This is a genomic window from Shewanella submarina, from assembly GCF_042646185.1.
GTDB lineage: Bacteria > Pseudomonadota > Gammaproteobacteria > Enterobacterales > Shewanellaceae > Shewanella > Shewanella corallii.
Genome location: NZ_JBHRTD010000017.1, coordinates 153,351 through 166,647, shown reverse-complemented (window position 1 = coordinate 166,647; position 13,297 = coordinate 153,351). Strand labels below are relative to the sequence as shown.

At 50.9% G+C, this 13,297-nt stretch carries 7 protein-coding genes; 3 read left to right on the top strand and 4 right to left on the bottom strand.

The window, feature by feature from the left end:
• The first annotated feature begins 40 nt into the window (after positions 1–40).
• The 3 genes from ACFOE0_RS14595 to secF all read left to right on the top strand — a co-directional run bounded on the left by ACFOE0_RS14595 (position 41) and on the right by secF (position 3,374).
• Entirely contained in the window at positions 41–418 is a 378-nt protein-coding gene (locus ACFOE0_RS14595) for a hypothetical protein (RefSeq protein ID WP_248937158.1), read from the top strand.
• A gap of 202 nt (positions 419–620) precedes the next feature.
• Positions 621–2,435: a protein translocase subunit SecD gene (secD, locus tag ACFOE0_RS14590; RefSeq protein WP_248937157.1), complete on the top strand. Its 1,815-nt coding sequence runs from the start codon at positions 621–623 to the stop codon at positions 2,433–2,435.
• A 12-nt stretch (positions 2,436–2,447) separates the two neighbouring features.
• Complete coding sequence (gene secF / locus ACFOE0_RS14585; protein ID WP_248937156.1) at positions 2,448–3,374, top strand: protein translocase subunit SecF; 927 nt, start codon at positions 2,448–2,450, stop codon at positions 3,372–3,374.
• 164 nt (positions 3,375–3,538) lie between these two features.
• On the opposite strand, the gene ACFOE0_RS14580 is transcribed toward secF, so the two are convergent.
• The 4 genes from ACFOE0_RS14580 to ACFOE0_RS14565 all read right to left on the bottom strand — a co-directional run bounded on the left by ACFOE0_RS14580 (position 3,539) and on the right by ACFOE0_RS14565 (position 13,265).
• Positions 3,539–7,429 carry an Ig-like domain-containing protein gene (locus tag ACFOE0_RS14580; protein WP_248937155.1) on the bottom strand — a complete coding sequence of 1,297 codons (3,891 nt, stop codon included), beginning with the start codon at positions 7,427–7,429 and terminating at the stop codon, positions 3,539–3,541.
• A 693-nt stretch (positions 7,430–8,122) separates the two neighbouring features.
• Positions 8,123–8,641 carry a VF530 family protein gene (locus ACFOE0_RS14575; protein ID WP_248937154.1) on the bottom strand — a complete coding sequence of 173 codons (519 nt, stop codon included), beginning with the start codon at positions 8,639–8,641 and terminating at the stop codon, positions 8,123–8,125.
• Positions 8,642–8,781: 140 nt separating this feature from the next.
• Positions 8,782–12,660 carry an ATP-dependent RNA helicase HrpA gene (gene hrpA, locus ACFOE0_RS14570; protein WP_248937153.1) on the bottom strand — a complete coding sequence of 1,293 codons (3,879 nt, stop codon included), beginning with the start codon at positions 12,658–12,660 and terminating at the stop codon, positions 8,782–8,784.
• 188 nt (positions 12,661–12,848) lie between these two features.
• Positions 12,849–13,265: a CBS domain-containing protein gene (locus ACFOE0_RS14565; protein WP_248937152.1), complete on the bottom strand. Its 417-nt coding sequence runs from the start codon at positions 13,263–13,265 to the stop codon at positions 12,849–12,851.
• Positions 13,266–13,297 lie beyond the last annotated feature (32 nt).

Sequence of the window (13,297 nt, the reverse complement as noted above, 5' to 3'; positions counted from 1 at the left end):
TACCAGTACATATAAGGCAATCCTCAACTGAGACACTAACTTGAAAAACCATTTCGGAAAACTGTCCTTTTTTGTCACCCTGCTGACAGTATTGCTGATAAGCCATGCTGCGGGTGTGCTTGGACTTCAACCGACTCAGGTTTATCAGGCAACCAGTATCAGTCAGGAAACGGCTCCCGATCTGACCCTTGAGTCTATCGTGTCCAGAGTCGCACTGCCGAGGCTTCATGCGCCAGAACCTCAGGCCCCAAAACCGGATCCTGTCCCCTGGCCGCTGCTTATCATCAGCCTGGCTCTGCTTAGCCTGGCGGCTCTGTTTCCCCTTCACCATCCCCGTCATTATTTGACTCAGTCCAGCCACCGTATTGCCGGTTGGCGAGACACCAATCTACAGTTCCGCTTTATCCATACCCGCTGATCCTCCAACTCAAATAACACCTTTTATTTGGATTTTAATTTGTTGGAGAAATATCTATGCGTTCCTTCCAGAAATCACTGGCGGCGGTTTGCCACCAGCAGTTTACTGTCCCTGATTATTCAGGTCTGACAGTCAGCCTCTCATTTACACAATGCCCCCTTTGTAAGTCTTCCGCCTCCTCACCTGACTCAGGAGGTGGTGCATGAGTCACACTCAAACAACAGGTATCAATCGCCCCAGTATCAATCGTCTCAGCAAGTGGAAATATGGCCTGTTTATCGTCATGTTCCTGGCGCTATTAATGCAGGCAATCCCCTCCTTTTACGGCGATATCCCGGCACTGGGTATTCAGGTTAAACAGGATAAATATCTGTCCCCGGAGGCGGTGACCAGATTGCTTGATACTGCCGCTGTACCTGCCAAAGAGTTGCAGTTCGAAGCTGGTGAGATGCTCGTGACCTTCGACACGATTGCCCATCAACAGCAGGCTAAAGCCTTGCTCGACACTCAACTGGCCAAAGACGCCGATATCACAGTCCAGTATTACTCTGCTGCGCCTGAGTGGTTTAAAACCCTGGGGGCCGATCCGGTCAAACTTGGGCTGGATTTGCGCGGCGGTGTGCAGATGCTGCTCTATGTAGATCTTGATGCCGTTTATCAAAGGCATACAGAGGCGACGGCGCAGGAGCTCAAAGCGTTACTCCGCGCCGAGCGTATCCGCAATGTACAGGTAAGACAGGTATCACAGGTTGAGCTTGCCATCACAGGTATGCTGGCCCCGGCTGAAGACCACTTATCTGCCACTCTGGATACCAAGGGTATGCAGTGGCAGGTCCGTAAAAGCGACAATGACTGGCGTCTGACCCTTACAGAGTCTGAGCAGCAAACTATCGCCGCTGCTGCCATGGAGCAGAATATCCAGACTCTGAGAAACCGTATCGGCGAGCTGGGCATAGTGGAAGCCAGCGTGATACGTCAGGGACGGGATCATATTCGCATTGAACTGCCCGGCGTGCACGACCCAAAACAGGCGAAAACCGTTATTGGCGCAACCGCTTCACTGGCCTTCCACAAGGCGGATATTAACGGACGCTTATTGATGACTGACACCCGGGGGAATCAAGTCTCCCTGCTCAAGAAACCGGTTATCACAGGGGAACATATCGTAGACGCACGCAGCGGCACAGATGAAATGGGCAGACCTCTGGTGTCTATTCAGCTTGATGGTCCAGGTGGCAGCAAGATGACAGACTTCAGCCGTGACAATGTGGGTCAGGCGATGGCCAGCGTATACACAGAATATCTGTTGAATGAACAGGGCAAGCTGACTCCCAGCGACAAAATCATCAACCTGGCAACCATACAATCCGTACTCCCCAACAAGTTTCAAATCACAGGCCTGGACAGCCACCAGGAAGCCAATGAGCTGGCCTTGCTGCTGCGCTCCGGGGCACTGACCGCTCCGGTACAGATAGTTGAAGAACGCGCCATTGGTCCAACTTTGGGTGAACAGAATATTCAAGCCGGAATAAGCGCACTGGCTTTGGGCATGGCAGGTATGGCGCTGTTTCTGATGGTTTGGTATCGCCGTTTTGGCTGGGTTGCCATTGCCGGTCTGGGCGCCAACCTGATTATGCAGCTGGGCCTGCTGGTATTGCTGCCCGGCGCGGTATTAACCCTGCCCGGCATTGCTGGTCTGGTACTCACTGTTGGCATGGCAGTAGATACCAATGTGCTTATCTTTGAGCGTATCCGTGACAGATTAAGAGAAGGGGCCTCATTGGCGGTCGCCATCGACTTTGGCTATCGTTCCGCCTTTACCACCATCTTTGACGCCAATATCACTACCCTGCTGTCCGCGCTGTGTCTTTATGGCATTGGCTCGGGTCCTCTGCAGGGCTTTGCAACCACTCTTATCCTCGGCCTGATCTCCAGCATGGTGTGCGGCATTTGGGGTACCCGCCTGCTTATCAACCCTATTTGGGGTCGTGATAACCGACGCGCAATCAAGATTTAAGGAGCAATTGTGATGACAGATTTTACCTTAACCCGTGTCCGTTATCTGGGCATGGCAGCATCTATAGTTATGGTGCTGCTGTCACTGGGTTTTATTGCCGCATACGGCCTGCAACTCAGCATCGATTTCACCGGGGGCCTGCTGCTGGATATCAGTATCCCCACCCTGGCTGGTGCCAGCGAACTTAACGTGCTGCTCGCGCCAGTGTTGCCCTCCATGTCACAGCTGACAGAGACAAGTAGCACAGGTCAGTGGCAACTTCTGCTGCCCGCTGGTCAGGAGATGATAAATCCTCAATTACTGATAAGTCAGATAAACGAGCAACTGATAAGCCATGGAAGTATTCACTTAAGTGATGGCGCGACTTTGCTGCAATCTACCGCCATAGGACCTCAGGTCGGCGCAGCCCTTTATGAGCAAGGTGGGCTGGCGTTATTGGCGGCCTCATTATCCATCATGTGTTATCTGGCGGTGCGGTTTGAGTGGCGTTTGTCTGTCGCAGCTATGGCCTCATTGGTACACGATGCAGTGATCACTCTGGGACTGCTGGCATTGCTGCAGGTTCGCATCGACCTGAATGTACTGGCCGGTCTGCTCGCGGTGATTGGTTATTCGTTGAATGACTCGATAGTGATTGCCGATCGCCTGCGGGACGTACTTAAGGCCAAACCTAACCTTGGGATCCACGAATGCACGGATATGGCAGTAAAGGCGACCTTCTCGCGCACACTGATCACCGCGGGCACCACTCTGTTTACCATTGGTTGCTTACTGCTGCTGGGCGGCGAAGCCTTATATGGCTTTGCTTTCACCATGTTCGTTGGCGTGCTTGCAGGAACCTGGTCATCCATCACCATAGCTTCGACCACTCAGGAATTGCTTGGGTTAACACCGGCGGACTACCAGCCCAATCAACAACTGATGGATGAGCGTCCATAACCTGTTGTCTCTGGCGGCAACAGTCCAGGCTGGAGCCGCCTTGATTAAGCGATTGTCGCAACAAGCCCGCTTACCTTGTTGACCAATAAAAAAACCAGTCAGTTTACACCGACTGGTTTTATGGTCAGATCATTGAGTTGACCGCAGAGTAATGTTTTTACAAATTATTTTGGTTCAAGGCCCAGCTGCTCAAGCACTAACTTGAAGTTTGCACGACGCTCTTTGACGTTGTGCACTTCACCTGTTGAACAGGTTAAGTCGGGACAACCGCGATTCACAATGCCTGACACATCATCAATGAAACTGGAGCCTTGCAAACCGCCATCAACGTACTTTTTCAGTTCCCTGTAGTAGTTCCAGTCAGCATATTGACCGCCTGCATTATCGTATGCCTGTACTGAGGTGACCCAGTAGAACAGACCTGCAATCCACTTGATCTCTTTGTTCTCTTCAGAGCTACAAATAAGGCCCGGGTTTGAACAGAAGTCCAGTTCAGCATACAGCGGGTTAGCCGGTGGCGCTTCAACCGTAACACCATCAATGGTTTGGCCGATCGTGTCCGGGTCAACGTGAGAACGACCTAAATAGTGGTTCAGCGTACCGAAGTTTTGACGACCTGTGGTTTGAATAACACCACGGCCCCACCAGCCACAACCTTCAACTGTGTCCTGGCTGCTGCCATCCCAAATGAACTTACCTGCTTTTTGGCCAACGTAAGTCTTACAATCGTCACGCTCCCAGACCTGCTTAGAGGTATCAACTGCGGTTGGTACGTCGTTACAGTGACCGTTGTTTGTCCAACGACCAACAGCACCATTCACTAACAGTCCACGTTCCTGCAGTACTGCATCTGGCGCAGCGAATACAGGCGCTGGCGCACCGTACCATTTCGCGTGAGTCTGGGCGCTGAGTTCCATCTTGTTGTCACGTGGACAGGAATAGGCGTGATCCAAGCCGGATTCAGGGTTAACACCGTAATCAGCGTATTTCTGTTCTAACTGGCCACAGCTGGCCGTCATTGGGTAGTCAGTCGGCGCACCATACTTAATTTCGGCCCAGTTGTTTTCATCACAGGCATTATAACGAATGGTTTCCTGCATGCTTTGTGCTAAGAAAGCGGCAATAGCGACTTTGGCATATTTGATGTTGGTGGCATCGTCAGCATTTTCATCAAGCAACCAGAACTTATTACCTGCTACACCCACGTTATGCATTGCATTCAAACCTGTCATAAAGTCTGCCCACTTATAAACCGTGGACGGAACCCATTGTGACTGTGGCGTTTCATACAAGAATGCTGTGTTGTTCATCACCTCTTCTGCATTGGCTAACTCATCATTCAATGCATCAATGCTAGTGAGTTTGCCGTTTTCTGTAGTTTCACCAACATAGTACAGAGGCATTTTGGCAGATTGGTAGCGCTCAATTTTTTGTGTCAGCGCTTCAGAATCTTGATCAAACATCAGCGCAAATACGTTGCTGTATGCCGCCTTACGGATTTGTGCTTGGCTTGACTCTGTCCCCATGAAGTAATCAGCAGCCTGCGCAGTTGGCATGTTGGCCAGCATGGCAGGTGTCTTAACATAGTCTGTGACCTGCTTTACGTACTCAAGGGCGTTGTGCCATTGGTCATCTGACAGAGCCGGCGTGCTGCCAGACTTGGTGAAGACAAGGAAATCGGCTTTGTTTGTGGCATCAAGCTTATAGAGCGCCAGCGTATCGATTAGATCTGCGCTGAATACGGAGGCTTTGTCCCACACCGACTGACGACCAGAATGTGTATCGTAAGCAAAATCACCAATACTCAATGACCAACCAAAGGTTGCCTGAGGTGCCAGGGTCGCAATGATCAGCTGGTGTGCTTGTGCCCAGCCTTTCAGATCGTCGCTTAGCTCATTGATTGCATCTATATCGATACGGTTACCGGTTGCATCTATTGCATTTAGCAAGGCTTGCTTAACCGCGATAGTGCCCAATGATGCGCCTTTATCTGAAGTCGCCTTATCCAACACATCACTGTTGATGATGATAGACACCTTACCCGCTTGTTCCGCCTGCCTCATCACTGCGACAAACGAATCCGTCAGTGCATTGATATCGGCCAAAGCATCTGTGTTGCTTGTAGTGATATCCAGGGTGGCTGGTGCATTGGTTGATGGGCTCGCCACAACAAAGGTGTTTGGCCAACCGGTCACTTCCAGACGGATGGGATCCATCGGGTTTTGCAATGACAAGAGTGGCGCAGTGCCCGGCTCTGTACCGTCACAGTTTAAGTGCAGTGCCCATGAAGCATCACTGCCCGGGACAGATTGTGTCCAGTAGATTGCCGAGTAAGCGATGTTGTTATGTACCATCACGTCACCACCGGTTGCGTGATCGCCACGGGTCCAGTCAGGGTAGACATTGAAGTCAGCACACAATCCGCCCGGTGGGATGACAGGTGGCTCGTCTTCCTTAATGGTAATGTTACGACTAACACTTGCGGTCAAGCCTTCAGCATCAGTCGCGATTGCTTTCAGGCTAATATTCCCCACCTGAGTCGGCTGCCAGTTACAGGCGAACGCCTGGTTTTGTGTGGCGTCAAATGAACAGATTTGCTGGTTGTTTGCGTTAATTACAACCGTCGTTAAGTCTTCATCAACATCGGTTGCGTTAACCGCAACGGCTACCATTTCGGTTTCGTTAAAACTTGCACCCGCGCCTGGCGACAGGAAGGCCACCACAGGAGCAGTAAACTCTTCTTCCGCCTCTACCTTGATGCCCACACTCTGACTTGCAAAGAGGCCTTGTGCATCTGTGGCAACGGCCTGAAGCGTGACTGCCCCTTCCTGAGTCGGTTGCCAATCACATACATAGGTTGCAGAGCCTGTGGCATCGAATGAGCAAATTTGACTGTTGTTTGCTTTAACAACCAGTGTGGTCAGGTCATCATCGGCATCTGTGGCATTAACGACGATAGCAAGTGTCTCTTTAACACCAACACTTTCACCATTGCCGGGGGCAATGAAGCGCACAACCGGCGCTACGAAATCCTCTTCAGTATCCGCTTCTACCGTTACCGAAACCGACTTTTGCTCAATTTTCTGATTTTTCGTATCGAACACCAATACTTCAACGCTTGCACTGCCTTCAACAGCAGGCGTCCAGCTTTGGGAATAGTGGGTTTGGCTTTGGCTAATCACTTGCTGGGACAGTTTTTGGTTATTAACCCAAAACTCGATTCTGGCAGCAAGCTCACCATCGACCTTTGCCTGGATACTGGTGGCGATATTTGCTTTCAGCACCTGACCTGCGATTGGAGTGAGAATGGATAGCTCTGTTGGTTCCGGCTCACCTGGCTCGCCTGGACACTCAGTGACATCCCAAAACCATGAGTCAGCGGCTGGTGTTTCCCAAACGCCAGGGTTGTTTTTAGCGATAAAACACTGACCATCAAATAATACGACATCTCCATTTTTAACCTGGGTCTGACCCGGAATAAATGGAATGACATCACCCGGCTCTGGCTCAGTCACTTCAGGTTTGACGGAAACCATGATGCCGGCAGACGCAGTGGCACCATCATCATCTGTAGCGACTACATGAATTTGCTGTTGGCCCTCAACAGCGGTCCAGTTAGCCGTAAAAGGCGCCTGGGTCAGCTCAGCGATTGGCTGACCGGCAACACTGATCACCACTTTAGCGACTACACCATCTTCATCGGCGGCATTGACACGAATCGCCACTTTTTCGCCCACAGCGTACTCACTGCCATTGGCCGGTGCGGTAAAACTCACACTTGGAGCCTTGTTTGGTACCTCAGGGTCGGTTGGGCCGTCGCTGCACATATCGATGCGGGACCACTCCATATAGTCACCGCTGTGAGTGGCAGGATTATTACCCTTGGTCCACCAATTCGCCTTAAAGACAACGCTGTCATTTTTAACTAAAGCACCGCCATCATAGGCAACATTTTTATCCCACGCCGGAATATCTGAGCAGTCCATCGCTGCTTGCGCTTGAAGCGCCATGGCGCAGGAAGCCGCCAGTACAGAGTATTTAAATAGTTGTCTCATTGAATTTTCAATCTCCCATGGAGCTTATAAGAGTCTTCTGAGCCCGGCTGAAATATCAGCCAAACACGCGCTTATTTGTTAGGGGCGACTGTCTTGAACAAAAAATTTAACAAAAAACGCATAAAAATGAGCTTTATGACTTTTTCCGTCAGCAGCAAAGTTCAACGCCTGCTTCCCGTTACCGCGCCGCAGTCTGTCACAGCAAAATTCGAAATCTCTAATTAAATTTCAATGAATTAGTATTGTTTGATGGACGAACACTCACTTAGTAATGAGGCATTTACATGGGTAAACACGCCGCTAAATATATCTCTATTTGTATCGCTCGCTAACCCAGCAACCCGAATAAAGATGCAAATTGAATCCATCAAATCATTCGTAGAAACAAGGCGGTAGTCGTCAGGCAGGCGTAATACCAAAGCTAAAACAGGCGGCAGTTATCAACTGATGGCAGGAATATATTGGTGGGCACGGATTGAACGGCGCAATCCACATCGAAGATCAAGTAATGAAAAGGCTTATGGGCAAGGTGTATCCTTGCTTATGCTGGATACCACTTCATCCCCAATACGGCGAGCGTTGGATAGAAGAGCGATAAGAGGGAAGTCTTCTGAAGCCACTATGCCCTCACCCATATCGTTTATTTTTGAACAAGGGCATAGCGCTTATAAGATCAGTCTTATTGGATAAGTATTATTTGCCCCACGGATTGGAAGGATCCTGGGATGGCGCACGCTTCTTCATACGGCGGGCATAACCTTCTTCACTGCTGCGCTTATGGCTTTGCTCACCGTCACCGCGAGGCTTACCGGCAAATTTGGCTGCTGGCTTTTTCATATGACTGCGTTTAGCCTCATAATCCGCCGCCGCTTTAGCCTGCATCTGCTCAATCAGTTCCAGTGTCAGTACCTGGGGCTCACGCGGTTTAACGCCGTGAGCAAAACCACGCTCTCTTGGCTTAAGGGCAAATTCATGGGCCGTGGCTTTCGGCATACGTTTATAGCGGTAGAGATAGAAGTTCTCAACCTTCTCCCTTGCCCACTCAGTTTTTTTCAAAAACTTAACGCAGCTTTCAATAGACGGTTTTTGGTTGAAGCACTGAAGCTTCAATGCCGCAAACAGGATTTTCCAATCATAAAAGCCAGCCAACTCAGTGACCATAGTCTCGAGTTTTAAGCCATGTAATGGGTTGTTTTGTTGAAGTTCAATCATGGAATTTTGGCCTGTTGTGGCGAAAAAGGGCGGGCATTCTAGCCTATTGCCTGAATTCAGGCTACAAGAGAATTAAACCCGGCCAGATAAAGTAAACCGGAGACTCGCTCCGGTTTTAAAGACTACGTACCCTGTAGCTATCAGCTATTGATAAGCTGCATCACACGTTTCTCAGACACGGGCACACTGGTACCCAGTACCTGGGCAAAGAAAGACACCCTGAGCTCTTCAATCAGCCAGCGAGCCTGCAGCAGGTGTTCTGGCACTGGTTGCATTCTTGGTACCTTGGCACGCTGAGCTTCCAGCGCTTCCTGAACCTTCTGGATAATCTGCATATGCAGACGATCGCGCACTGGGTCCACCGGCAATTTATCCAGGCGATTTTCAATCGCTTTTAAGTAACGCACCAGATCGCCCATACGCTGCCAGCCTGTCGCGGCCACAAAGCCTTTGAACACCAGCGCATCAAGCTGGGCCTGAATGTCGCTCATAGCAAAAGCGATATCAAAACTGATCTTGCCCTTGAGGCGCTTTTTAATGGCGTTATACAGGGTTAATACCTGTTCTACCTTAAGTGCAATACCTTCAGCCGTTGCATTAAGACTGGCACGAACATAATCCTTACCCTGCTCAAAGTCGGCCTCATTGCGGATATCCAGCTGTTTTTCATCAAGCAACTGCTGCACAGCGGCATCAATAATATCGTCAATCAGCCACTGCACCTGACCAAAGGGGTTAAAGTACATAGCCAGTTTGGCTTTGTTGGGCAGTGCCTGTTGCAGATGTTTTACCGGCGACGGCATATTCAAAAGCAGCAGACGGCGCAGCCCCTGACGATGAACCTTTTCCGCTTCAAATTCGTCATCAAATAATTTGATCGCAACTGAGTCTTTATTGTCCACCAGCGCAGGGAAGGCTTTAACTTCATAACTGCCTTTGCGCTGCTGATACTGCTTGGGCAGGTTGCCAAAGTTCCACTCAGTAATCGCTTCTTTCTCAATGCCTTTGTCGGCTACGTTGCGAATGGCCTTAGCCACCACACCCTGAAGCTTGTCTCTCAGTTCATTGATATCACGGCCTTCATCGACCACTTTACCCTTATCATCTTCCACCTTGAAATTCATCACCAGGTGATTATCCAACTGACTCAGGTCAAAGTCTGCGCTGCTGACTCGGGTACCTGTCATCCGCAGCAGATGCTTGCACAGAGCGTCCATCAAACTGGTATCAAAAGGCTTCATCGCCTGAACTGCCGCGCGGGCATAATCCGGCGCAGGGACAAAATTACGTCTCAAGGTTTTTGGCAGCGATTTTATCAGTGCGACACACTTCTCTTCCCGCAGGCCAGGCACCAGCCAGTCGAAACCTTCATCATCCACCTGATTCAGCAGTGCAACCGGCACATGCACTGACACGCCATCGTCTTTGGCCGAGGGCTCAAAGTGATAGCTCAGGCGCAGCTTCAAGTTGCCCTTGTGCCAATCATCCGGAAAATCCAACGCCGAGATATGATCGCCGCTACGCTTCATCAGCAGCTCTGGGTCAAAGTTCAGCAGCTCAGGATTTTTGCGCTTCTGCTCTTTCCACCAGCGCATAAACTTGGGTGCGTTGTAGATCCCCTGCGGCAGACGCTCATCATAGAAGTCCACCAGCACATCTTCATCCACCAGGATGTCGCGACGTCGGGACTTATGCTCAAGCTCCTCCACATCTTCCACCAACATGCGGTTATGACGGAAGAAAGCCTCATTGGTCTTAAGCTGACCTTCGGCAAGAGCCGCGCGAATAAAGATGGCGCGGGCTTCTACGGGATCTATGGGACCAAACTGAACCCGGCGACGGTTAACGATTGTCAGCCCATAAAGCACCTGATTTTCAAATGCCACCACACTCCCCTGCTTGGCTTCAAAGTGCGGCTCGCTGTGGTTTTTCTTCACCAGATGGGCCGCCAGTGATTCCAACCACTCAGGGTTGATTTTGGCGCAGCAACGGGCAAACAGGCGCGAGGTTTCCGTCAGCTCTGCCGCCATAATCCACTTGGGCCCCTTCTTCGCCAAAGGCGATCCGGGAAACACAAAGAACTTGCGGTTACGGGCACCCAGGTACTCATTGTTTTCCTGTTTAAAGCCGACATGGCTGAGCAGACCGGACAGCAAAGCCTGATGCAGATTGTCATACTCCGCAGGGGTATCGTTCAGCTTCCACTTTAGGTCGTGCACCGCCTGACGCAGCTGGGTATATAAATCCTGCCACTCACGCACGCGCAGATAAGCCAGGTACTCCTGCTTACAGTTCTTGCGGAACTGGCTGGCAGACAGCTCATGACGTTTGCTCTTCAGGTGATCCCAGAGCTTCACCCATGAAACGAAGTCTGAGTCTTTGTCGGCAAAGCGACTGTGAGCCTCATCCGCCGCCTGCTTTTTATCCAGCGGACGCTCCCGTGGGTCCTGAATAGACAAGCCTGAGGTGATCACCAAAGCTTCATGCAGACAGCCTTTGCCATTAGCTTCCACCACCATACGGGCCAGTCGCGGATCCACAGGGATGTGTGACAGCTGGCGGCCAAGCTGAGTCAACTGCAACTTGCCCTTGCGGTTTTCTACTGCCTGCAGTTCTTCCAGCAACAGGAATCCATCTTTGATATGACGGGAGTCCGGCGGCTGAATAAAGGGGAAGCCAGAGATATCACCCAGACCAATGGAGAGCATCTGCAGAATCACAGACGCCAGGTTGGTACGCAGAATCTCAGGATCGGTAAACTCAGGGCGATTGATAAAGTCCTGCTCGTCATACAGACGAATACAGATACCTGGTCCAACACGTCCGCATCGACCCTGACGCTGGTTGGCGCTGGCCTGAGATACAGGTTCAATAGGCAGGCGCTGCACCTTGGTGCGATAGCTGTAACGACTGATACGGGCGGTCCCCGGGTCAATCACATAGCGAATACCCGGCACTGTCAGCGAGGTTTCAGCTACGTTGGTGGACAGTACAATACGGCGGCCCGAATGACTCTGGAACACCTTGGACTGCTCACCGTAAGACAAGCGGGCGTAAAGCGGCAACACTTCGGTATTGCGGTAGTTGCGGCGATTCAGTTGCTCGGCGGTATCGCGGATTTCCCGCTCGCCATTCATAAAGATCAGGATATCGCCCGGCCCCTCGGCCATCAGCTCTTCCACCGCGCTGAAAATGCCATCAATCAGATCCAGATCGGCATCGTTTTCCTGAAGCAAAGGCCTGTAACGGGTTTCCACCGGGTAGGTACGGCCGGAGACCTCAATCACAGGCGCATCATTAAAGTGCTTGGAGAACCTGTCCACATCTATGGTGGCCGAGGTGATGATGACTTTGAGATCCGGTCGCTTGGCCAATACCTGCTTCAGATAACCCAGAATAAAGTCAATATTGAGGCTGCGTTCGTGGGCCTCATCGATAATGATGGTGTCGTATTGATCCAGGAATTTGTCAGAGGTCAGTTCTGCCAGCAAAATACCGTCTGTCATCAGCTTGATGTAAGACTCACTCTTGATGGCATCAGCAAAGCGAACTTTAAAGCCCACAGCTTCGCCCAATGGGCTTTTCAGCTCTTCGGCTACCCGACTGGCTACTGAGCGCGCAGCAAGACGTCTTGGCTGAGTATGACCAATCAGGCCCCTGGAACCCAGCCCGAGATCCAGACAGATCTTCGGCAACTGTGTGGTTTTACCCGAACCGGTTTCACCCGCAACAATCACCACCTGATTGTTGATAATGGCGCTGGCGATCTCATCCCGCTTTTGGGAAACCGGCAGATTATCCGGATATTCTATCTCAGGGCGGTTTTCGAGACGTTCCCTCACCTTTTCCAGTGCCAATTGGGCACGCTCTTCCAGCTGGGCCATGGCAGCCGTCTTCTTATCGCTGGCCGGCTCTTTATTCAGGCGGAACAGTCGACGCCGAATATAGGCAGCATCGGTTTGAAAACACTGGGCAAGAAATTCCCTGGACAGGGGATGAAGGTCCGAACTCAAAGCCAAATTCCAATACAAACTTAAAGTGTCGGGATCCTAACAACTTGCGCCCCTAATTGGTATCACTAACACCCTATTCATCCCGTAGCGCGCCTAAGTCGGTGAAATATCAATCAGTGACAAATAGCCAAACAACAAAAAGCCCGCCAATTCCTTTGGAATGGCGGGCTCTCACTATTCTTGTCTTGGACGGATCAGGTTTGGTTTTGATAACACTGCTGCATATAGAGGTTCATCGCCTTCAGCACATTACTGCGACTGATGGTGCCGATCACTTTCCCATCTTCCACCACGGGATAGATTTTGGGTTTAAGTCCCAGCATCTGCTCGGCCAGCTGCAGCATACTATCGTCCGGCGTTACCGACAGCACATCGGTACGCATAATATCTTCCACTGTCGAGGTCAAATCACAGTGATAGCTGCTTTTGAGCATCACAGATAAGCAGTCCTGCTCCGACAAAAAGCCAACCAACTTGCCTTTGCCGTCGACCACTGCCGCTCCCATATTGTGGTGGGACAATAACTTTTCCACCGCCGTTGCCATCGACATTTCGGGCTTCAGCAGTACCGCCTGTCTATCCATATAATCGCTGATTTTAATCGAATCCATTGCTACCCCCTTGGTTAACGCGAAGAGAGGCC

Excerpts from the sequence above, each read along its gene's own strand:
- secD (WP_248937157.1), top strand. The coding sequence starts at position 621 with ATGAGTCACACTCAAACAACAGGTATCAATCGCCCCAGTATCAATCGT.
- secF (WP_248937156.1), top strand. The coding sequence starts at position 2,448 with ATGACAGATTTTACCTTAACCCGTGTCCGTTATCTGGGCATGGCAGCA.
- ACFOE0_RS14580 (WP_248937155.1), bottom strand. The coding sequence starts at position 7,429 with ATGAGACAACTATTTAAATACTCTGTACTGGCGGCTTCCTGCGCCATG.
- ACFOE0_RS14575 (WP_248937154.1), bottom strand. The coding sequence starts at position 8,641 with ATGATTGAACTTCAACAAAACAACCCATTACATGGCTTAAAACTCGAG.
- ACFOE0_RS14565 (WP_248937152.1), bottom strand. The coding sequence starts at position 13,265 with ATGGATTCGATTAAAATCAGCGATTATATGGATAGACAGGCGGTACTG.